The following is a 21759-nucleotide window of genomic DNA, read 5'->3' as shown; positions in this document are numbered from 1 at the left end:
TTAGCGGAAGCGGTAGTTGATCCGACCCTTGGTCAGATCGTAGGGCGTCATTTCGACTTGCACCTTGTCGCCAGCCAGAACGCGGATGCGGTTTTTGCGCATCTTTCCTGCCGTGTGTGCGATGATCGTATGGCCATTTTCAAGCTCGACCAGGAATGTCGCATTCGGCAGGAGTTCCTTAACGACACCGGGAAATTCGAGCATTTCTTCCTTGGCCATGGTCACTCCATAATATGTTTCTCGCCACCCCTTGGGAGGCGCGGTTGTAAATGAGCCTTAATGTGATGGTTTTCAAGGTCCAAATCGCCTCACGCGGCGTTTCAACGTGCCATATGTGCGCTTTATGCCGCCTCAGGTATCCCTGCGCGGACCGAAGCGGGCGGTCATGCGGGCCACGATTTGGTCGCGCGCCTGCCGGTAGGCGGCCAGTTTCGCCTCCCGTGTCTCGCCGATGCCGGTCGGGTCCATGATCGGCCAGTATTCCACGTCGAGGTGGTAAAAGCGCGTCATCTCAAGGGCCAGTCGTTGGCTCGCAGGCGAGAGGGCGACGATCAGGTCATAGGCGGAGATGTCATCGCCCCAGTCCTTCATATCCTCGAAAGAGCGGGCGCGGTGGCGGTGCAGGTGGACGCCGAGTTCATCGCAGACGGCGACGGCAAACCCGTCCACTTCGAGGTCGTTATGCACCCCTGCGGATTGGACATAGAGCTCGCCGGGGTAGAATCGCTTCATCAGCCCTTCGGCCATTGGTGATCTGACCGCGTTGTGATCGCAGCAGAAGAGCACCGAATGGGGAAGGGTGTCGCTCATGCGTTCATCCGCCCCAATGCAGCACGCAAATGAGGGTAAAGAGGCGACGCGCGGTGTCGATATCGACGTCGGCCTTGCCGTCAAGGCGTTCCTGCAGGACGCGCGCGCCTTCGTTGTGGATACCGCGGCGCGCCATGTCGATGGCCTCGATTTGGGAGGGGGGCATCTTTTTGACCGCGTCGAAATAGCTTTCGCAGATCTGGAAGTAGTCTTTGACCACTTGGCGGAAGGGTCCGAGCGAGAGGTGGAATTCCGCGACCTGATCGTCGCCGGTGTCGGAGATATCGAACACAAGGCGGCGTTCGCGGATGCACAGCAGGAGTTTGAACGGCCCCTTCGGGATCGAGCGGTCTTCGCGTTCGGGCAGGGTGAATGAGTTGTCTTCGAGCAAATCGAAGATCGCGACCTTGCGTTCCTGTTCGATTTCCGGCGTTGGCGCGGCGAGACCGGCGTCGTCGATGGTAATGCTTACGAGTTTACTCATCGGGGTCTCCGTTCAGTCGATCGAGGCGGGCGCGCACGGAGAGGCCGTGGGCCTCGAGGCTTTCGGCGCGCGCCAGTGTTTCGGCGGCGGGGCCGATGGCGGCGAGGGCCTGTGGGGTCATTTTGGCCAAGGTTGTGCGTTTGAGGAAGTCGAGAACCGACAGGCCGGAGGAAAAACGCGCCGAGCGGGCGGTGGGCAGGACGTGGTTGGGGCCGCCGATGTAGTCGCCGATGGCCTCGGGTGTCCATGCGCCGAGGAAGATGGCGCCCGCGTGGGTGATTTTGGCGCTGAGCGCGTCGGGGTCGGCCACGCAGAGTTCGAGGTGTTCGGGGGCAAAGCGGTCGGAGACCACGGCGGCCTCGTCGAGATCGCGCACGGTGATGATGACGCCGTTGTCCTCCCACGCCTTGCGCGCGATGTCGCGGCGTTCGAGGGTTTGCAGGAATTTGTCGACGGAGGCTGCGACCGCGCGGGCAAATGCGGGGTCGTCGGTGAGCAGGATCGACTGTGTGCTTTCGTCATGTTCGGCCTGTGACAACAGGTCGATGGCGATCCAGTCAGGGTCATTGTCGCCATCCGCGATCACGAGGATTTCCGAGGGGCCTGCGATCATGTCGATGCCGACCTTGCCGAACACGCGCCGTTTGGCGGCGGCGACAAAGGCGTTGCCCGGTCCGGTGATTTTATCGACGGGCGCGATGGATTGCGTGCCATAGGCCAGCGCCGCAATCGCCTGTGCGCCACCGATGCGGTAGATTTCATCGACGCCCGAAATGCGCGCGGCCAGCATGACGAGCGGGTTTGCCGCCCCGTCAGGCGTCGGCACGGTGATCGCCAGACGCGGCACGCCTGCGACCTTGGCGGGGATCGCGTTCATCAGGACCGAGGAGGGATATGTGGCCAGACCGCCGGGCACATAGAGGCCAGCCGCCGACACCGGCGTCCAGCGCCAGCCCAATGTCGCCCCTTCGGGGTCGGTCCATTGTTCGTCATGCGGCATCTGGCGGACGTGATAGGCGCGGATGCGTTCGGCGGCGAGTTCGAGCGCTGCGCGGTCCTCGGACGAAACCTGCGCGATGAGGGCATCGATTTCGGCACTGGAAAAGCGCAGCTGGTCGGCGGTGATATCCATCCGGTCGAATTTTGCCGTGAGGTCGAGCACCGCCGCATCGCCGCGCGCGCGCACATCGGCGATGATCCCTGCGACGATATCGTCGACATCGGGGCTGTCTTCGCGTTTCGCGCTGAGAAGGGCGCTGAGTTTCGTCTCGAAATCAGCGTCTTGGGTGTCGATATACTGCGGCATCGCGATCTCCTGTTAGCCCGACATATCGCGCGCGCGCCGCAGCCTCAAGCGTCGGCGCGCCACCCGTCCAGAAAGCGCACCATGAAATAATCGCTTTCGCAGCGTCCATCGCGCACAACCTGTCGCGGGAAGGTGCCGAAGCGTTGGAAACCGGCCGCCTCGTAAAAGCGGATTGCCGATGTGTTTTCCACCGCCACCTGCAGTTCGAGTTGCACGACGCCCTGCCCCTCCATCCCTGTGCTGACGAACTCGAGCAGGCGACGCCCCTGCCCGCCGCCGCGGTGATCGGGGGCGACGTAAAAGGAGGTGATTTGCGCGCGATGCTCGGTTCCCGGTGTGCGCAGGCGGTCACAGGCGATCATACCCGTCAGGGTGTCACCGTCGAAAGCCCCCCAGATCGCCCCGCTTTGCAGGCGGGCGACATGTGCGCTTCGCGGGCGCGCGGATACCTCGGCGTGGCTGGTGAGGAAGTTTTCGGGGTGACGGAGCAACGCATCCAGTCGCAGCGACAGCCACGCGTCCAAATCGTCTTCGCCCAGAACACGGATCATTGCGGCGCCTGCATTATTTGGACACTGAATAGGCGCCGTCGCGGAATTTCAGCTGAAAGGCCACTTTTCCGGCGGGGTAGTCGGTTTTCGTGATCCGGCAATTCGCGGGCTCGCCGAACAGTTTATTGGCCAGGGCTTTGTTCGGGCGGCTTTTGAAAAAGGAGATGCCGCGCAGGACGGATTTCCCGTCGGCCATCAGGCGGGCCTCGGCCATGGCCGCTTTGGTGAATCTAAACCCCACCGAGGTGCCTTTGGTGGCAAAGGCGCCGCAGAGTTCGATTTTGCCGTTGTTGTTGAAAACTGCCCAGCGGAAGAAACCGTAATCGCCTCTTTCCCAGTTTAAGTAGGCATCGGCGAAGCCGTCGCTCACCGGGCGCGGGTCCGACTTCTGCTGGGCCTGCGCGGGCGCGATGGCGGTGAGAGAGAGGGTGATTGCAGCCAGAAGCGGGAGGGAAAGTCGCAATTTCATAAAATGGGCCTTGGGTAAAATGACATGGCAGTTTGTGGCCCCTAGCCTACCCGCAGAGCCTATCATTTCAACCCCGCCGCCCCGAAACGGGGCCCACATCACGCGTCGTGGTCGGGGGTGAGGCGCGAGGGGGCGAGATAGGGACGTGTGACGTCTTTGAGTGTCACGTCGAGCGCTTCGAGGTCGAGCGCGATGGCCCCGTCACCGGCCAGCGTGATCTCCACGCGGCCCATGCCGTCGGTTTTGGGAGTAAAGGTGATCGCGAGGATCGAGATGACGGTGTCTTTATCGCCCGCCTCCAGCCCTGCGGATTGCGCCGCGATCACATCATCAAACACCAGAACCGCCTGCACGCGTTCGACAGGGCGGGCGCGTTTTTCGGCCGCCACGAGGTCTTCCCAGCGGAAGCGGTTGAGCAGCATGGCAAAGCGGCGCGCGGTGGCATCAAAGGAGATTTCGCCCATCGGCACAATCGCATCCTGCACCAGCGCCGAGATCACCGTCAGATCATCGCTGTCGAGCGCCTTGAGGCGCAGGGGCTTTTCACCGCCGTCTTCGAAACGTGCATCCTCGACCATCAGGATTTGATCCTTTCGATATGCGCGCCGATGCCCGACAGTTTCTTTTCGACGAATTCATAGCCGCGATCGAGGTGGTAGACGCGCGAGACGACCGTTTCACCCTCTGCGGCGAGGCCTGCGAGGATGAGCGAGACGGAGGCGCGCAGGTCGGTGGCCATGACGCGCGCGCCTTTGAGGCGTTCGACACCGTGGACGGTTGCGTGGCCACCGTGGACCTCGATGTCCGCGCCCATGCGGGTGAGTTCGGGGGCGTGCATAAAGCGGTTTTCAAAGATGGTTTCTTCGAGAACCGAGGTGCCTTCGGCGGTGCACAGGAGCGCCATCATCTGCGCCTGCAGGTCGGTGGGGAAGCCCGGGAAGGGTTCGGTGACCACATCGACGGCCTGCACGCGGTTTTCGCCACGGCTCACGGTCAGGCCGCGGGCATTTTCAGTGACGCTGACGCCGGCACGTTCGAGTTTTTCCACGAAGGCCTCGACGAGGGAAAGTTTACCGCCAAGGCAGGTGACTTCGCCGCCACAGATCGCGGGCGCGAGCATGAAGGTGCCCAGTTCGATCCGGTCGGTGACAACCGGATGGGTCGCGCCGTGCAGGCGGTCGACGCCCTGAATTTCGATGCGCTCTGTACCTTCGCCTTCGATCTGGGCGCCCATCTTTTTGAGGCAGGAGACGAGATCGACGATTTCGGGTTCGCGCGCGGCATTTTCCAGAACCGAGGTGCCTTTCGCGAGGCTGGCGGCCATCAGGAAGTTTTCGGTCGCGCCCACCGAGGGGAAGCGCATTTTATGCACCGCACCTTTGAGGCCACCGGGGGCCTTGGCGTGCAGGTAACCGTCGCGCAATTCGATCTGCGCGCCGAGCGCCTCGAGAGCCGTGGTGTGAAGGTCCATCGGGCGCGCGCCGATCGCGCAGCCGCCGGGCAGAGAGACAACCGCATGGCCCAGACGCGCCAGAAGCGGGCCGAGCACGAGGTTGGAGGCGCGCATTTTGCGCACGATTTCATAATCGGCGACGGGATTGATGTCGCCGTGGCACGACATGGCCTGCACTTTGCCCTCTTGGAGGGCTGTGACCTCTGCGCCGAGCGAGGCGAGAAGTTCGGTCATGGTTTTGATGTCGCTGAGGCGCGGCGCGTTGGTCAATGTGAGCGGCTCGTCGGAGAGCAGCGTGGCGGGCATGAGCGTCAGACAGGCATTTTTCGCGCCCGCGATCTCAATGTCGCCTGAAACGGGGCCGTTCCCGCGTACCAAAATAGAATCCATTGTCCTGCCTCACTCGCTATCTTTTGGGCCGCGCGTCTCGGGTTTGCGCGCGCGTGCCTGTGCCTTACGTCGTGACAAATTCGCTTTGAGCGCCGCTTTGAGGCGTTCTTCGCGTGCGTTTGGCGCTTTGTTTGCGTCTTTGCCAGTCTTGCCGGTTTTTTCCATGCAGATGGATGTATCTAAAGCCGTCCTGCGCGTCCAGACTGCGTCTCACCCCGAGGTGTGGTAAAGGTGGCAAGCGGTCGGTCGTTTTTTGCCCGATAGCCCCTTGCGCCGCGTCCCGATTGCGTCTAATCAGCCGCCCACGACGCGGCGTTTGCGTCAACCGGCGCTGCTGTAGCTCAGAGGTAGAGCACTCCCTTGGTAAGGGAGAGGTCGAGAGTTCAATTCTCTCCAGCAGCACCATGAAAACTCTATTTTTAACAAATAGTTACATAAAATCAGTGTCTTGCATGCAGCGACTCCTACACAGGAGTCCTACACAGTGACCCTCAAAATGCCTAATCCCATAAAGAACAAAAAGAGCGGTATCTTCTCCATTCGCGTACGTGTCCCCGCGGATCTCGTAACTGCATTTGGGCGCTCTGAGTATGTAAAATCTCTGCGAACACGTGACCCCGCTGAAGCGAAGGTACGATTTGCAGCTGAATATGCGTCGTTTCAGAAACGATGCTCAGCCTTGCGCGCAAAGCCGCAAGTTTTGCCATTTAAGAAGATCATGATTTTGGCTGGTCGTGCGTATCATGAACTAATGGAGATTCTGGAAAACGAACCAGGTGAGCCCGAAATCTGGGAAGGCGTGAAGCGCTTGAATGCAAAGGCGAGGCTGAGCGATGCTCACCGCGACAAGTGGTATGGCCCATATGTAGATAAATTGCTGGAAGAGGAAGGTATTGCGGTAGATGCACGAAGCTGGGAACGTTTGATAGTTGAGGTGCAAAAGGCTCACGAGCAAGCCGCCGAACAGCAGCATAAGCGTTCTCTAGGGGATTTCTCACCCGACCCTAATGCGGACCGGTTTCCCAAAGACTTAGGTGAGACGGTGCCTGATGCCTCTGCTTCAGGTGTAACCTTAACAGCCGTTTTTGATCACTGGGCGAAAGACCATCTAGCAAACGGAAAGTCGCACAATACCGTCACTGACTTTGGACGCAAAATTGACGCGCTCAAAGCTTATGTGGGCCATGAAGATTTGGATAGGCTAACACCAAAAATCATTACTCAATGGTGTGATCATCTTCGTCTAGAAAAAGAGCTAACCTCGAAGACTGTTGCCGGGAAGTATCTTGCTGCTGTGCGCACTGTTTGCCGACATGCCAAGTCAAAGTTCTTGATAACCGAGGACCCAACTGAAGGGGTCAAGTACAAGATAAGCACTCGTGTTCAGACTCGCCCGAAAGGGTACACGGATGACGAAGCGGCGCGTATACTTCGCTGTGCAAGTCAGGTCACGCTGGGTGCCTCAAAGGCTTCATATCATAACACAATGGCTCGTCGATGGGTGCCTTGGATATGCGCATACACTGGTGCGCGTGTCGGGGAGATTACCCAGCTGAGGGCACAAGACCTCACCTTTGAAAATGACATTCCAAGACTGATGATCACGCCTGAAGCAGGCACTGTTAAGTCGGGGCGGTATCGTTTTGTGCCGGTGCACCCGCACTTGCAGGAGGTCGGCCTCCTCGAATTCATCCAATCCGCTGAGGACGATTATCTCTTTCATCCTGGCGCAAGGACAAAAGAAGAGGCCGTTAAACGCGCCGCGAATGCTCGGGACAAAGTCGGGGTATGGGTTCGAAATTCCGTGGGCATTGATGACAAACGAATTCAGCCGAACCATGCATGGCGTCACAGGTTCAAGACTGAGGGGAGGAACGCGGGCATATCCACGGAATATCTAGGCGCAATCCAAGGTCATGTTACCGCCAATGCTGCAGAATCCTATGGCGAGTATTCGACAGAAGCTCTGTATCGCGAAATATGTAAACTGCCTCGAATAGCTGTGGGCTAGTGTCGGAGGCAGCTGGTCACGGCGCTATATTTGGTCTCAGTGCTGTATCAACTAAGCCTCAGATAGTCGCTTGAATGGCCTGCGTAAGCCGACTTGCGCCAGCTGGTGCATGTGGCCCCGCGACGCAAGCAAGAATGTTGTTGTCGAAGTGCTGAAGCCCTGAGCGATGAAAAAACTGATACACACATCCCTACGCATCCGTGCAGATGAATTAATTGGGGTAGCGCTGCATTCTTACGCCGCTTTGCTTTCGTCAAGGATGCGATACACACTTGCCCGCCCGATACCCAAACGCTTGGCGATCTCTGTGGCCCCGACGCCCTCCTCATGAAGCTCTAGCACCTCGTTTGCTTTCGCCTTCGCGGTGGGCTTGCGGCCCTTATACTTTCCCGCCGCCTTGGCCTTGGCGATACCCTCGCGCTGGCGCTCAAGCATGATCTCGCGTTCGAACTGAGCGACACTCCCGAGAATGTTCAGCATCAGGCGGCCATTCGGGGTTCCCGTGTCGATGGACATATCGAGGATGCGAAGGGATGCGCCCTTGGCCTCTATCTCTTCCAATAACTCCACGAGGTGGGCCACAGAGCGCGCCAGACGGTCCAACTTGGTCACCACTAGGGTATCACCCTCGCGGATGTATTCGAGGGCCTCAGCGAGCCTCTCACGGGCCTTTACATCCACCGATGAGACTTGCTCCACAAAAACCTTCTCACACCCTGCTTTGGCAAGGTCACGCTCCTGCGCTTCCAGCCCTGCGGTTTGGTCCAATGTGGAAGTCCGAGCATATCCCACAATCATCGTCATTACTCCTCAAGTGTCTCAATGAAGTCTAAGAGGATGTAAGTCGAGTGTCTCAAATTGTCAATAGGCACTCTGTGAGACAGCTTGATAGGGTGATGTGAGACGTCTCATTAGAGCAAGGGCTAATGGGAAGTCGGCGTGTTGTGATGAGGTGTAGTGCGGGGCGCTTCGCTGGAAGGTATGGGCTCAGTTTAAGCTGCACCTTACGTGGACAAAAAGTCTAAGCGTGAGGGAGTTGCCCCCGGCATGGGGGGAATAGCGCAGCGCCGTTTATGATCTTTAGCTCTCAGATTTTTTTGATGGAATCTTTTGGGGGTACTCGCTCGTATTTCTTTGGAAACGCTATTGCCACATTGATCAATGCTCTGCGTAGTATTGGGCGGGAAGCGGAAGTTCGCTGCAGTTTCAAAGGACACTGCGCAAATCTCTCGAGCGGACATTCGTTTACACCGGGCGTTGGCAGCTGACAACGCACAGCGGCAAGGCTGCTGCGTTGGGAGCGAGCGTTGTCCTCCAATGGGTACCTAGCAGCAGTTTGGGGCGTAGTACTGGCGCTGGCATTCGTGCGTTTTGTCGGCTTGGGATTGAACACTGAAAGATCAAAGCGCTAACATGGCATAAGGCCCTGCAGGACAGCGCAAGACACTTTGAGAGAAGAAATGCACAAGATTAAATCTATTACAATTACTGGATTTCGCAGGCAGGAAACGCCGATCAAGTTGGACCTTGACGAAGAGGCAAATTTCCTAATCGGACGCAATGGCACCGGGAAAACCTCACTAATAAACTTGATAAATGCATGCCTAACTATTGATCAAGAAGTCCTGACCGACACTATCTTCCAGTCTGTGATTGTACGCTTCAAGATGGCAGGGAAGACTACGGTTCCAATTCTCGAAGTGGAAAAACTGGATTACAAGATAGCGGGAGCTTACGTTCGCTACTCTTACAAAGATAGTGCTTCGGCTAAACCTGAGGTGTTCGAGCTGAGCTTTGGCCGTCGTCGTATGCCAGTTAGAACTCCAGATGGGCAGAGACGGATTGTTACTCGTTCAGATGACATCAGAGCACTTAAGGCAAAACTTGAAGACACCTTCAGCCATACTTGGTTGTCACTTCATCGAGGGCACGAACTCTTTGAAGGCCCGCCGTTTGCCGAATATGAGTATGAGTATGAGTACGAAAGACCTGAAATTCTACCAGGCGTGGATAGAAAACTTGCCGATGTCTTACAGAATTTGAGGCAGTATTTTTTTGAATTGGACCGAAAAGTGTCTGATTTAACGAGTCAATTTCAGAAGGATTGGTTTCTGTCTTTTTTGGCAACGGAAGCTTCCGACGCAGATATCATTAGTACAGAAATTGACTTCGAAGAAGAAAAGAACGCGATCATCGCGATCTTTGAGCGTTTTGAGGTTCCTGCGGAGGCTTATGAAGAACAGCTTGAGAACCACGTGGAGTTGGGCGTGACTGCTCTTGAGACGTTCCGAAAGCGAGGAGGGTTTCCGATTTCAAAGTTCTTCAACCTTTATGACGTCGTAAGATTGCATCGCCTCGTGGAGCAATGGCAGCAGCTGCAGGAAAGACAAAAGGAAATATTGGAGCCAAAGATTGATTTCATCAATATTGCATCGGGAATGCTTTACAAGAAATCAATTGCGTTCAATCAAGCGAACGAGATAGCAATCAATGCCGATGATAGGCTAAAAATTCCCGTAGAAAAGCTTTCTTCCGGGGAAAAGCAGCTCATCATATTCTTGGCTGAAACGCTTCTCCAAGAGAAGCAACCTTTTATCTTCTTGGCGGACGAGCCAGAGTTGTCACTGCATGTTGAGTGGCAAGAACAGCTTGTATCGAACCTGCTCAAAGTAAATCCAAACGCTCAAGTCCTGTTTGCCACACATTCGCCTGATATCGTTGGCGAATATGGCGATCATATTTTCAGTATGGAAAGACTTGTTGAATGATTTTTGAAAGAACAAAAAGCGGCCAGCAAAATAGAGCTGCTTTTCTTGGTGTGGATTACGTCTGCTACGTCGAGGGCGGCGGTGGATCTAGTGACTTCTCTGATGATGTGGTATTTTGGCGGACGGTTCTTGAGGTCTTGCGTCCTGATCTAAAAATACATTTTCTTGCGCGAGGGGGTAAGCCCGAACTTGAGACTAGGGCAAGAGACATCATCGTAGGGGATATTGGTCACGCCCTAGTGGCGATGGACAGCGACTTTGACGAGCTTCTCGGCGAAAAGATTAATGATCGCAGAGTTCTTTATACGCACGGATACAGCTGGGAAAATGATATCTTTCCCAAGCCGATGCTGGCGATCTTGTACGCTCACAAAATTCGTGCGGCGTCACCTCCAGCTGCGGAGGCTTCCGAGCTGTCAAGCAAATACGATGAACTATCTGCTCGAATGCTGTGGCCTGTACGGGCGGACTATTATGCTTTGGTTGCAAAGAGCTCTGTGCTACCCCGAAATGCGCCCGGTAGGGTGATTTCGAGATGCCGAACAACTGGTTACCCAATGGTTCAGCGCGCGGAAGTTCGGAAACTATGTCGGCAAGCTAACTCTGATACAAAAGCCAGAACACTACCAAACTTAACAAAATTGGCTGAACCTATGCGATACTGCGCCGGCAAGGTTTACACACATATAATGCATTTGTTGGTGACCGGTGTCTTGAGGGCGTTTTCCAGAAATACATCCCTAACACCGGTGCACCTTATCGATATGGGTCTGCTAAAAATGCCAGAATACTTTAGAAGAAATGGCACCGATAGTGTCGCCGCATTCCACGCAAACCAAGCTGCGCGCATTTAGAGTCCTTAATATGGAGGTGCCGCGGTTTGGAGCTGTCGCGATTCAGCACCGCCCCGCATTGCCAATTATGCAGCCGGAGCTTCGAAGACAACGGGGCCACCCGAGTCGATGAACCTGCATTTTTCGCCACAGCGAAAGTCGGCTTTTGGGACTGCAGCCGCAGCATGCAGACAACCAACGCATGTCAGCTTTGGGCCGAAGCATCCAACTTCACTTCATTTTCGGATGACCTAGTCCCATCATTCCTCATAAGGAGAGATGTGCCGCTCTTGCTCAATAAGGGGGCCAGCACCTCGGATATGCGGATTTCTCCAACTAATGCCACCGGCCCGATTGCGCATAAAATGGCCCTGCACCCAGTGAGCTCTGCGTTTGGGCATGGCTTCTTCGTTCGCCTTGCTCTCTCTGCTAGTTGCTTCAAGCTGACGCATACCTAGCTCACCTAGTTTGACTTTGATTATGGATTTATTGGGCAGTGTCCGCCCAGATTTCTGAGCTCTTCGCCTTTCGGCTCGGGGGTAGCTAGACACTTCATCTCTTTCGAGCATGGCTTTATGTTCGAATAAAATCGACATCCCAACCGCTATTGCCAAGAATTCAAAACAAAGAGTTTTTTCCTGCTTGACGGCGGCATCTTCGGTAACACCATCTCCGAGTGCCTGAGTTAAACCGAACGTCGGTGAATGCAAAACATCTACCGATGCGCCTTGGGATTTGAAGATCAGTAGATTCGGGAATAAGCCACGCTTGTTCGCAAGATAGATCTGGGTATAGAGTGTATCGTCATCCTGGGTGATCAGCGCGGCAGGCCATTCGCCAACCTTTGGTTCTGGGATTGTCAGCAACATTGCCGGGAACGGCAAGCGAACGCTACTGAACATGCTATCTAATCCGTCCCTTTGCATTTGAGCAGAGAGCTTGCGAAGCATAATCTCCGCGCGCTCATCAATCTGATATACCTGTGCAACATCGAAAATTTCACGTTGTCTTTGCCCGTGAGAATCAAGAGACGTAATAAGATCCGGAGACAGTGAAGCTCGATCAATACCCTTCAAATGGAGCAAAATGTCTGGGTATTGCTTATAGAAGTCGAGCAGGTTGGCGAGCATTGACCGTCCCTCAGAATTTTAATCTAGCAACACTATGCCTCGATTGCTCACACCATCAAGTGCCTTCGGAAAACACGCCGGCCACGCTGAAGTTCGGGAGCCAAAAATTTGCTTTGATCCAATCTTTAGCAGAGGCAGCCTTACTTTCGCGGCAACTCCCCAAAGTCCAACTATTTCGCCATCGGCGAATGGCTGTAAAGCGGGCTGAGACTGCGGCATCAAGACGATGGGTTGGGTGTCGGCAATGGGCCGTCTTCATCCGACAGGATGAGCGCTCCAGGACCGTTCGGCCCTCTCCATCAATCACGCAAACAGCTGCAGAGCGCAGCGACACGTCCAAACCAACAAAGTAATCCATCTCGTTCTCCTCAGATTGCAGTAACCACTGCATTCTATCGAGAACCTGACTTCACCAACCGGCCAGCCCGATTACCCATGCTTTGTCTGCGGATTGTGAATTCGCCTGCTAACGAATTTTGCGCACGCAGCGAACGGCCGGTCTGGTGAAGCTGCGTTGCGGCGACGATCGACTTGATGAAAGGCCGGTTCGGGCCGAAAGGTACTCGGTCCTGAAGAACTTGCACTACAGGCTGCCAAGGCCCCCGCAAATCAATCTTCGCGATGACCTGGCAACCTGCAATCCACTCATTGGGGCCGATTAGAAGTCATCTTCGCCTGCCAAGCAGAACGCGCTTTCATTGCTGGCGATGGGACCAGTCTCCTCATCCCACTCGTCGTATTCGCTCTCGCTTAGGCCATGCAGGTGATCGACCACAAACGTGGTTTTAGGCTCCCCAAGAGCTTGTCGGAGCGCTTCTGCGAGGATTTCAACATCCCGACTACGGGTCGTTCTGATTGCGTCCTGGAACCCCTTTGCTAGCTCCTCGATTTCAGATTGTCGTTGTGCATCTGTGGGCCGCTCCCAATCATTGCTTTGGGGCCAGTTACGCGCCTCCTGCCATGCAGTGGGAAGCCGTTCACCGGCCTTGATGATTTCGTTTCGTTTGTTTCGCATGTTCAAAACTGTCCTTTCCGAGATTCCAGCTGCGCGGGCAATCGTAGGCTTCGTCGCCTCATCCCTTAGGTCGCGTGCGACAATGCTCCATGCGGCATCAAGTTTTTCTGTGGATGTAAGGGCGAGTTTGTCTTTGCTGTTCACGGCAAGCGCCTTCAGAGCTGCGGCGACTTCAGAGCCTTCAAAGATGTACACTGGGATGTTGAGGTAATGCTCTTCGCGGCGTTGGTTAAAGCACACCTCATAGGCTGCGAGGCGGTGCCGCCCGTCCATCAGCTCATAGGTGCCTTTAGCATTGCCGTTGTCATCAATTTCCCGCCAAACCCAGATCGGGTCCAGGCGCTTGTTGGCGCGCAATGTTCGGGCGAGCGTCTGAACATGGCTAGAGGATATTTGGCCCGCTCGATGCTCAAACAGGCCTTCGTCACTAATGTGGTTGGGGCGTAGAAAGACGCGTTTAGGTCTTGGCATGACAATTTCCTTTCATGCGTGAGTTTGGTGTTTCGGGTGAAGGAGAAAGGCCTCTTTCCTCCCAATTTGCTCATCGCATTGCATCGCACTAACCGCGCAAATGCGTGCTTTAAGGCATGCGTGGTGAGGAAGGATTGGTGCAGCGAACATCCCCTCTCAGGTGGCTGAAGGGGCAGCCCTAAGGACGCGTTCGATGCGTTGTGGAAGGATGCTTAAGGTGCACTGAAAGGGCCTGTCTGGGTGCGCGTTCAAGAGCGCGACAGGGACTAGGGCAAGCGCCTAGAATGGTAGTGATCTTCATCCACCTTACGCAGAAAGTGGATGTGACCAATAACCGAAACGATGAGCCTACAGGGCGCACCAAAGGTTTGAAAAAAGTGAACTGCCTTTGGCTTGTCCTTCCTAGGGGTGCCACTAATCAAGATCAGCGCTCATAGGTGACGCGAAACGCTCCAGAGTGTGGGATGTGGGAGCTAAGGTATGCATAAATACTTATACACACGGCTCATACACAAAGCTTGCGTAGTGGCATTTTTTATTGTTTAAGTACAGTATCTTAACAAACATGATCTAGAGTTCAATTCTCTCCAGCAGCACCATTTTTCCACTAAATTCACGTATTTTCTGGGCGCGCGGTGTTTGTGGCGGGCAAATCCGTCATTTGCACGTCTGAATTGGTGCGCAATCGGGTTGTCAGGGGATTCTGATGCGATCCGTCGCGGCGCGTCAGTAGAGCGTGGTTTTATACGCATCCTCTAGATCATCATCGAGTTTGCGCTGCTCGGCGGGGTCTTCGGGGGCACCGGTGGATTGGTCGAGGATGATTTTGACCAGTGACGGCATTTGCGAGCGGTCCTGAAAATAATCGCTGTCCCACAGGTGGGCGCGGCGAAATGCTTTGGCGCAATGCATGAAGACGCCAGTGACCTTAACCACGATGGCGAGTTTGGGCAGGCGGTCGTTGACGCGCATGGTTTCGAGCAGGTCGGGGTCGGTGGTCACGCAGGCGGTCCCGCTGACGCGCAGGGTGTCGTCAAATCCGGGCACGATGAACAGAAGGCCGACGTTCGGATTGGCGATGATATTGGCCAGACTGTCGAGACGGTTGTTGCCGGGGCGATCGGGGATCGCCAGCGTGTGTTCGTCGAGGATTTGCACGAATCCGACGGGATCGCCGCGCGGGCTGACGTCGGCTTTGCCGTCGGTATTCTGCGTGCCGATACACAGGAAGGGCGCGCGCGAGATGAACGCCATCGCGTGCTTGTCGAGCTTGTCCTGAAACTTCTGGATCGCCAGATCATGGGTCGCCCCGAAGAGGCTGCGCAGCGATTGCTCGTCCGTGATTGTGAACGCAGGATTAATTTTATAGTCCGTCACGTCGGTGGCCCTTCCCTGCGCGCGACTGCGCGATGTGCCGGTCCACCTGCGGGACCTGCGGCGAGTGTAAGGGTATTTTGGCGCGCTGGTCCACCGCGGTTATGGCGATCAGGTGAAGGCGGCGTCGCCGATCGGCAGGGGCGCATTCAGAACATGGTCGCGCAGCGGCGCGCGCGCGGGATCGGCGGCGGCGATTTTGCACCAGACCGCGCGGTAGAAGAGCGTGGATGTGAGCGCCATGAAGTCATGCGCATGGGCGGTGGGTGTGGCGGATTTGGTGAGCGTGGTGCGCGCGTCGTTCCAGCGCGCGAGCAGGGCCAGAACGCGTGGGTTATCGGTCAGTTCGCCGATCAGGGCGGCGAAGTGGTCGCCCCCCTCCCCTTTGAGGCCGCGCGTGGCGATGGCGGCGGCGTGGATGCCATTGGCGCCCTCGTAGATCGCGGTGATGCGCGCGTCGCGCCATGTTTGAGCGATGCGATATTCGGTGAGATAGCCGTAGCCGCCGAGGATCTGGATGCCCAGATCGGCGGCGCGGATGCCGGCCTCGGTGCAGAACACCTTGCACACCGGCGTGAGGAAATCGACCAACGCAGGACGCGCCCCGAGCGCCATTTCCACCAGCGCGATATGGGCCATTGCGCGCGCGCCAAGGCTCAGGCTTTCCTGATCGGCGAGCATGCGCGCGACATCGGCGTGATCGGCGAGCATGGCGTCGCGGCCGTCGGGTTTGCGGCCCTGTTGGCGCGTGGTCGCGTAGCTCTGAGCAATATGGTGGGCGCGGCTGGCGTGGGCGACACCTTGCAGAGCGACGTCGATGCGGGCGTGGTTCATCATCGTGAACATCGCCGCCAACCCCGCGCCTTCGTGACCCAAAAGTTCGGCGGGGGCGTCATCAAAGGCGATCTGGCAGGTCGGTGAGGCGTGAAGGCCGAGTTTTTCCTCGATCCGCGTGATGGAAATGGCCTCGCCTGCCCCCGATTTGGAGGTCAGGAAGAGCGACAGGCCTTTGATCCCGTCCCCGGGCGTGCCGGTGCGCGCCAGAACGAGGTGGAGGATGTCGTCGGACAGGTTCTGGTCGCCGCCGGAGATAAAGATTTTGTCGCCGGTGAGGGCCCAGTTTTCGCCATCACGCGTCGCGCGGGTTCGGATGCGCGACAGGTCGGATCCCGCGCCCGCCTCGGTGAGGCACATGGTCGACAGGACGGCACCGGAGGCGAGTTTGGGGAGCCATTCGCCCTGTTGATCGGGCGAGCCAAAGCGGCGCAGCGTGGCGGCGGCGCCGGGCACCAGATTGCAGATCATTTGCAGGGAGTGGCAGGCGCCCGAAAAGACCTCCGACACGGCAGCAGCGGTAAGCGGGTCGAGCGCCATGCCGCCGTGATCCTCGGGCAGGGTCAGCCCCTGCCAGCCGCCTTCGGCGAGTTGGCCGTAGGCCTCTTTGAAGCCGTCGGGCATGACCACCCGCCCCGCATCGAGACGGCAACCCTGCGCATCTCCACTCTCGTCGAGCGGGGCGATAATGTCCTCGGCGAAGCGGGCAAATTGCGCGATGATTTCACCCGTTAGGTCAGCATCCCAATCCGGCACCCGCGCCGCGCCCGCGACATCGCGCAGGCTGAAAAGAATGTCCTCGACGGGGGCCGAAAACGGCGTCACGCCACCCCCAGGAGCCGCATGGCGTTCTCTTTGAGGATCAGCGGGCGCACGTCGTCACGGAACTCGGCCGCATCAAACGCGTCGAGCCATTTTTCAGGCGCGATCATCGGCCAGTCGGAGCCGAAGAGCATCTTTTTCTTCAACAGCGTATTGGCGTAGCGCACGAGAATCGGCGGGAAGTATTTTGGCGACCAGCCCGACAGGTCGATGTAGACATTGGGTTTGTGGGTGGCGACGGCGAGCGCTTCTTCCTGCCACGGGAAGGAGGGGTGCGCGAGGATGATCGGCATGTCGGGGAAATCCACCGCCACGTCGTCGATATACATCGGGTTGGAGTATTTCAGGCGCATCCCGTTGCCCCCCGGCATGCCCGATCCGACGCCGGTCTGGCCGGTGTGGAAGAGTGCGGGTTTGCCGGTCTCTGCGATGGCTTCGTAGAGCGTGTAGGCGGCGCGGTCGTTGGGGTAGAACCCCTGCATCGTGGGGTGGAATTTGAAGCCCTGAATGCCGTGGTTTTCGACCAGATCGCGGGCCTCGCGCGCGCCCAGTTTGCCCTTTGCGGGGTCGATGGAGGCGAAGGGGATGAGGATGTCGCTCTCGGCGGCGCAGGCCTCGGCAACCTCGTAGTTGTTGTAGCGCCGGTAGCCGGTTTCGCGTTCTGCATCGACGGGGAAAATCACCGCCGCGATATTCATGGCGCGGTAATGGGCGGCGGTGTCGGCGATGGTGGGCGGGTGTTCCCACGGGGCGCCGAAATATTTGGCCATCGTGGTTTGCAGATCGTCGTAACCGTCATCGCTATGGCACCCGCAGGGTTCTTCTGCGTGGGTGTGGAAATCGATGGCGCGGACTTTTGAAAAATCAACCATATGAGCCTCTTAGACGCGGATGAGCGCGGGGTCTTCGTTATCGTAGAGCCGTTCGAGAAGGTCGGCGCGGCGGGTGATGATGCGGCGCACGTTGAGCGAGCCTTTGTCGGTGATCTCGTGGTCTTTCAGCGATGCGGGTTCGGCCAGAATGAGGGCGCGCGAGATGCGTTTGGCAGAGCCGGTTTTGGCGCGTGCGAGGTCGGTGAGGACGTGATGGATGTCGGCCATCAGATGTTCGTCGACACAGGCCCCGTTCGAGGTATTGGTATCATGCACGACGCCCGCCTTGGGGAAAATCAGCAGGCCGATTTCGCCGCGGTCATGGCCGCAGATGACGATATCCTGCACCAGACCGCGCAGCGCCTCCAGCGCATCGAGGCGCAGCCTGCCCGCCTGCACCCACGTGCCGGTCAGCAGTTTGAAGTCCTCCGACACGCGCCCGTCGAACACGAGGCCACGATCGGGGTCGTCGTCATTGACAAAGCGCACCGCGTCGCCGGTGATGAGAAAGCCGTCCCCATCGAAAGCTTCGGCGGTTTTTGCGGGATCGCCAAAGTAGCCCGGTGTGATGTTGGGGCCTTTGACGCGCAATTCGCAGCGCATTTCATCGTCGGGCATGAGTTTGATTTCCGTCCCCGGCAGCGGCACGCCAACGACGCCCGAGCGCCCGATCGGTTCGTGCAGCATGATGGTGGCGGGCGCGGTTTCGGTCATACCCCAAGAGGCGATCATCAACGGCAGGCGGCCACGGACCTCCATCGCCATTTCTTCGAGCCGCGTCCAGACCGGTTGGGGCAGCGAGGCACCCGCGTAGAAGATCATGTCGAGGTCTTCGAAGTAGGCCTGTCGCAGGGCGAGGTTTTCCTCCATCTCCTGCACCAGCAGCGCAAAGCCCACGGGCACGTTGAAGGACAGCGTGCCGGGGCGGTCGATGAGGGTGCGCACGGTTTCGCCGAAAAGAGCCTTGGTCGGTTTGCCGGCATCGATGGTGAGCGTGCCACCCGTCGAGAGCATCATGTTGACGTTATGGGAGCCGCCAAAGACGTGGTTCCACGGCAGCCAGTCGGTGATGCGATGGGCGCGTTCTTTGAGGAACGGCAGAACGGAGGCCATCTGTGCCTGATTGGCGCACATCATCCGCTGCGTGGTCAGCACCCCTTTGGGGTCCGAGGACGATCCCGAGGTGAAGAGGATTTTGGCCACCGTATCGGGGCCGACGGTGGCGTGCGCGGCGGCCAGATCGACGGACGTATCGCCTGCGAGCAGGGTGTCAAAACCGGTGACGGGGCGCGGGGCACCCTCTGTGCGGGAGGCAAAGACCTCCATCCCGTCGATATTGGGCAGGGCAAGCGCGGCGGCGTATTTGGCGGCATCGTCAACGAAAACGGCGGCGGGGCGCACCTTTTCGAGGACATAGTTCAGGCGGCCGTGGGCCTCTGTGATCAGGGAATACTGTTCGGCCAGAGGCACCGTGGGCACGCCGACATATTGCGCGCCGAGCGAGAGCAGCAGGTGGTCGATGCTATTGCCCGACAGGATCGCGATCGGGGACTGCGTGCCATAACCGCGCCCTGAGAGGGACGCGCCGATGGCCTGCACCATGGGGAGCAATTCGCCATATGTGATTTCGCGCCAACCCTCGCCTGCCCGCTCGGCGACGGCCACGGCATCGGGGGTTTGGCGCGCGTAACGGTCCAGCCAGACCGAGGTGTCGCTGACCACGGGGTCGAGCGGCACGCGGGTGGTGAGGTAGAGGTCGGATCCATCGCGGCGCGTGTTCACCGCATGGGGGGCAAGGGACAGGCCGGTGGTGGCATCTTTCACAATCACGTCTCCAAACTCCCGGTCCGTTCGATGGTGGTTAGAAGGGTGCTCAAGGTGGTGCGGTCCTGCGGGGTCAGCTTTGAGAACACACGATCCTCATGGGCGCTCACCGCCTCACTGGCCTCTTTTTGTTTGGCCTCGCCTTTGGGCGTGGCGCGTAGCGCATAGGCGCGCCGGTCGCCATCCACGCGCCCGCGTGTCACGAGGCCGCTCAGTTCCAGATCGTCTATGATGACCACCACGCCGGAGCGTTCGACGCGCAGCGCGTGGGCGAGTTGGGTCTGGGTGATGTCGGGATTTTCGACGATCACCGAAAGGGCGGAGAACGTGGTCACGCGTAGCCCCATCCGGTCGAGCGTTTTCATCAGGTCGTCGAGCACCACCATATAGGCTCGCTTCATCCGGTAGCCGATGAACCGGTTGAGCGTATCGGTGTTCGCCTTGGTGTCGGCAGTGCTCGCAGGGGAGGAAGTCTGGGTCATTGGGTCACCACCATGACGAGCCAGTAGCTCAGCATCGGGAAGGCCACGAGGATGCCGATACGCACCACTTCGGCCATGATGAAGGGCACCGTGCCGCGGAAGATTTGCGACGTCGGGATGTCTTTGGCCATCGAGGAGATGACGAAGAGGTTCATGCCGACGGGCGGCGTGATCAGCCCCATTTCCACCACCACAAGGGAGATGATGCCAAACCACATCGCCTGTGCTTCGGGCACCATGCCGAAATCGAGTGCCATGATGGTTGGAAAGAACACCGGCACGGTCAGCAGGATCATCGAGAGGCTGTCCATCAGGCAGCCCATGATCAGGTAGAACACGATGATGGCCAGCAGGACGGCGAGCGGGGGAATGCCGGAGCCGGAGATCGTGTCGGCCACCGCGGCGGGCATTTGCGACAGCGCGAGCGCGACGTTGAAGATATCGGCGCCAAAGACGATGGCAAAGATCATCGCGGTCGATCCGGCGGTGTCGATAAAGCAATCGAGGATGGCGCGCGCGTTGAGGCCACCGGTCAGCAGGCCTGCGAGCAGCATCATGACCACACCGACAGAGGCCCCTTCGGCGGGGGTAAAGAAGCCGCCGTAGATACCGCCGAGCACGACGACGAAGATCAGGACCACGTGCCAGATATCGGCCAGCGAGCGCAGGCGGGTTTTGAGGTCGGCGCGCGGTTGGGTCGGGCCCTCTTCGGGGAAGATGCGCACGTAAATGGCGATGGCGGTACAAAATCCGATGACCGCGAGGATGCCCGGGATGGTGGCCGCGAGGAAGAGTTTGACGATGTTCTGTTCGGTCAGCAGCGCGTAGATGATCAGCACGACCGAGGGCGGAATGAGGATGCCGAGCGTGCCACCCGCCGCCAGTGACCCCGACGCCAATGCGCCCGAGTAGCCGTGACGGCGCATTTCGGGAAGCGCCACACGGGCCATGGTCGATGCGGTCGCCAGAGACGAGCCGGAGATTGACCCGAAGAGGGCGCAGCCTGCGACCGAGGCCATGGCGAGCCCGCCGCGTAAGTGCCCGATCCACGACGCAGAGGCCGCGAAGATCGCACGCGATATGCCCGCACGGGTGGCCAGATGCCCCATCAGGATAAACAGCGGCACGATGGCCAGTTCGTAGGAAGAAAATTTCTCGACAAAGGCGGTGTTGAGATAGGCCAGCAGGCCCTGTGGCGAGGACAGGATCGAATACCCCGCCGCACCCACCGCGCCCATGCCCAGGGCGATGGGCATACGCACGAAGATAAGGGCCAGAAGGATGACCACCATTGCAGTCGCAACCAATGTCGGGGTCATCTTGCCATGCCTCGGAATGTTGTGGGGAACATGAGCGGGAAGCTCATCAGGAAGGCGACGATCGCGGAGAGGCCGGTTCCGATAATGGCGGGCACATAGATCAGCCAGATCGGAAAGCGCAGCAGCATCGATTTATCGCCGTAGGAATAGAAATCGCTCAGCCCGTGGGTCAGTCGCCACGCCAGAATGGCCCAGACGACGGCAAAGAGCAGCATCCAGAAGCCGTCGATGCGCCCTTGGGCACGCGGGGACATCCAGAGGGTAAAGATATCGACCAGCACATGCCCGCGGGTGAATTGGCACAGCGGCAAAAACAGCGATGCACAGGCCACGCAGACCAGTTCGACCAGTTCGAAATCACCGCGCACACCGCCGAGGCCGAGGTTTCGCGTGGTGATGGAATAGGTCACGACCAGTGCCGTGGCGAAAATGGCAAAGCCGCCCGCACTCGCACAGGCGATGCAGATGGCATGCAGAGCGCGGAACAGGAGGGATTGCCCCCCCTGTTCGTTGGTCTCGACTGAGAGACGTTCGGCCATGG

At 58.2% G+C, this 21759-nt stretch carries 21 protein-coding genes and 1 tRNA gene; 4 read left to right on the top strand and 18 right to left on the bottom strand.

The window, feature by feature from the left end; all coding sequences use genetic code 11:
* The 8 genes from infA to murA all read right to left on the bottom strand — a co-directional run bounded on the left by infA (position 1) and on the right by murA (position 5463).
* On the bottom strand, positions 1 to 219 hold the full coding sequence (gene infA, locus ABD815_RS07365) for a translation initiation factor IF-1 (protein WP_009573923.1): 219 nt from the start codon (positions 217 to 219) through the stop codon (positions 1 to 3).
* Between the two features lie 132 nt (positions 220 to 351).
* Positions 352 to 810 carry an arsenate-mycothiol transferase ArsC gene (locus ABD815_RS07360; protein WP_344845734.1) on the bottom strand — a complete coding sequence of 153 codons (459 nt, stop codon included), beginning with the start codon at positions 808 to 810 and terminating at the stop codon, positions 352 to 354.
* A gap of 4 nt (positions 811 to 814) precedes the next feature.
* Positions 815 to 1294 carry a UPF0262 family protein gene (locus ABD815_RS07355; protein WP_344845733.1) on the bottom strand — a complete coding sequence of 160 codons (480 nt, stop codon included), beginning with the start codon at positions 1292 to 1294 and terminating at the stop codon, positions 815 to 817.
* On the bottom strand, positions 1287 to 2600 hold the full coding sequence (hisD, locus tag ABD815_RS07350) for a histidinol dehydrogenase (RefSeq protein ID WP_344845729.1): 1314 nt from the start codon (positions 2598 to 2600) through the stop codon (positions 1287 to 1289). The genes ABD815_RS07355 and hisD overlap by 8 nt, the downstream gene beginning before the upstream one ends.
* Before the next feature lie 44 nt (positions 2601 to 2644).
* The gene (locus tag ABD815_RS07345) at positions 2645 to 3151 is read right to left on the bottom strand and encodes a GNAT family N-acetyltransferase (protein ID WP_344845726.1); all 507 of its coding nucleotides are present in this window, start codon (positions 3149 to 3151) and stop codon (positions 2645 to 2647) included.
* 13 nt (positions 3152 to 3164) lie between these two features.
* Positions 3165 to 3620 (bottom strand): hypothetical protein, encoded by a 456-nt coding sequence (locus tag ABD815_RS07340; protein WP_344845723.1) that lies wholly within the window; start codon positions 3618 to 3620, stop codon positions 3165 to 3167.
* Positions 3621 to 3718: 98 nt separating this feature from the next.
* Complete coding sequence (locus ABD815_RS07335; RefSeq protein WP_344845722.1) at positions 3719 to 4198, bottom strand: DUF2948 family protein; 480 nt, start codon at positions 4196 to 4198, stop codon at positions 3719 to 3721.
* Positions 4198 to 5463: a UDP-N-acetylglucosamine 1-carboxyvinyltransferase gene (gene murA / locus ABD815_RS07330; RefSeq protein WP_344845720.1), complete on the bottom strand. Its 1266-nt coding sequence runs from the start codon at positions 5461 to 5463 to the stop codon at positions 4198 to 4200. The genes ABD815_RS07335 and murA overlap by 1 nt, the downstream gene beginning before the upstream one ends.
* Positions 5464 to 5793: 330 nt before the next feature.
* Between murA and ABD815_RS07325 the strand changes: the two genes are divergently transcribed.
* Both ABD815_RS07325 and ABD815_RS07320 read left to right on the top strand, forming a co-directional pair.
* A tRNA-Thr gene (locus tag ABD815_RS07325) sits at positions 5794 to 5868 on the top strand.
* 79 nt (positions 5869 to 5947) lie between these two features.
* A complete protein-coding gene (locus ABD815_RS07320) occupies positions 5948 to 7474 on the top strand; it encodes a DUF6538 domain-containing protein (protein ID WP_344845718.1) in 1527 nt (508 codons plus the stop codon).
* Positions 7475 to 7708: 234 nt separating this feature from the next.
* Here ABD815_RS07320 and ABD815_RS07315 read toward each other — a convergent pair whose 3' ends face one another.
* On the bottom strand, positions 7709 to 8272 hold the full coding sequence (locus ABD815_RS07315; RefSeq protein WP_344845831.1) for a recombinase family protein: 564 nt from the start codon (positions 8270 to 8272) through the stop codon (positions 7709 to 7711).
* A 662-nt stretch (positions 8273 to 8934) separates the two neighbouring features.
* On the opposite strand from ABD815_RS07315, the gene ABD815_RS07310 reads away from it, so the two are divergent.
* Positions 8935 to 10242 carry an AAA family ATPase gene (locus ABD815_RS07310; RefSeq protein WP_344845714.1) on the top strand — a complete coding sequence of 436 codons (1308 nt, stop codon included), beginning with the start codon at positions 8935 to 8937 and terminating at the stop codon, positions 10240 to 10242.
* A complete protein-coding gene (locus tag ABD815_RS07305) occupies positions 10239 to 11096 on the top strand; it encodes a DUF4435 domain-containing protein (RefSeq protein ID WP_344845711.1) in 858 nt (285 codons plus the stop codon). Before ABD815_RS07310 ends, ABD815_RS07305 begins: the two co-directional genes overlap by 4 nt.
* A 239-nt stretch (positions 11097 to 11335) precedes the next feature.
* On the opposite strand, the gene ABD815_RS07300 is transcribed toward ABD815_RS07305, so the two are convergent.
* The 9 genes from ABD815_RS07300 to ABD815_RS07260 form a co-directional block, all read right to left on the bottom strand.
* Positions 11336 to 12205 carry a hypothetical protein gene (locus ABD815_RS07300; RefSeq protein ID WP_344845707.1) on the bottom strand — a complete coding sequence of 290 codons (870 nt, stop codon included), beginning with the start codon at positions 12203 to 12205 and terminating at the stop codon, positions 11336 to 11338.
* Positions 12206 to 12863: 658 nt separating this feature from the next.
* The gene (locus ABD815_RS07295; RefSeq protein WP_344845703.1) at positions 12864 to 13691 is read right to left on the bottom strand and encodes a ParB N-terminal domain-containing protein; all 828 of its coding nucleotides are present in this window, start codon (positions 13689 to 13691) and stop codon (positions 12864 to 12866) included.
* 726 nt (positions 13692 to 14417) lie between these two features.
* Entirely contained in the window at positions 14418 to 15068 is a 651-nt protein-coding gene (locus ABD815_RS07290) for a pyridoxamine 5'-phosphate oxidase family protein (RefSeq protein WP_344845700.1), read from the bottom strand.
* Between the two features lie 108 nt (positions 15069 to 15176).
* Positions 15177 to 16724, bottom strand: coding sequence for an acyl-CoA dehydrogenase family protein (locus ABD815_RS07285; protein WP_344845698.1), 1548 nt, complete (start codon positions 16722 to 16724; stop codon positions 15177 to 15179).
* On the bottom strand, positions 16721 to 17593 hold the full coding sequence (locus tag ABD815_RS07280) for an amidohydrolase family protein (protein ID WP_344845695.1): 873 nt from the start codon (positions 17591 to 17593) through the stop codon (positions 16721 to 16723). Before ABD815_RS07280 ends, ABD815_RS07285 begins: the two co-directional genes overlap by 4 nt.
* 9 nt (positions 17594 to 17602) lie before the next feature.
* A complete protein-coding gene (locus ABD815_RS07275) occupies positions 17603 to 19417 on the bottom strand; it encodes a feruloyl-CoA synthase (RefSeq protein ID WP_425549850.1) in 1815 nt (604 codons plus the stop codon).
* Positions 19418 to 19419: 2 nt separating this feature from the next.
* On the bottom strand, positions 19420 to 19899 hold the full coding sequence (locus ABD815_RS07270) for a MarR family winged helix-turn-helix transcriptional regulator (protein ID WP_344845690.1): 480 nt from the start codon (positions 19897 to 19899) through the stop codon (positions 19420 to 19422).
* Positions 19896 to 21218: a TRAP transporter large permease gene (locus tag ABD815_RS07265; protein WP_344845689.1), complete on the bottom strand. Its 1323-nt coding sequence runs from the start codon at positions 21216 to 21218 to the stop codon at positions 19896 to 19898. Before ABD815_RS07265 ends, ABD815_RS07270 begins: the two co-directional genes overlap by 4 nt.
* Positions 21215 to 21757 (bottom strand): TRAP transporter small permease, encoded by a 543-nt coding sequence (locus ABD815_RS07260; protein ID WP_344845686.1) that lies wholly within the window; start codon positions 21755 to 21757, stop codon positions 21215 to 21217. The genes ABD815_RS07265 and ABD815_RS07260 overlap by 4 nt, the downstream gene beginning before the upstream one ends.
* Positions 21758 to 21759 lie beyond the last annotated feature (2 nt).

It is taken from the genome of Celeribacter arenosi (genome assembly GCF_039539485.1).
GTDB lineage: Bacteria > Pseudomonadota > Alphaproteobacteria > Rhodobacterales > Rhodobacteraceae > Celeribacter > Celeribacter arenosi.
This window is presented reverse-complemented; position numbering and strand designations above follow the sequence as displayed.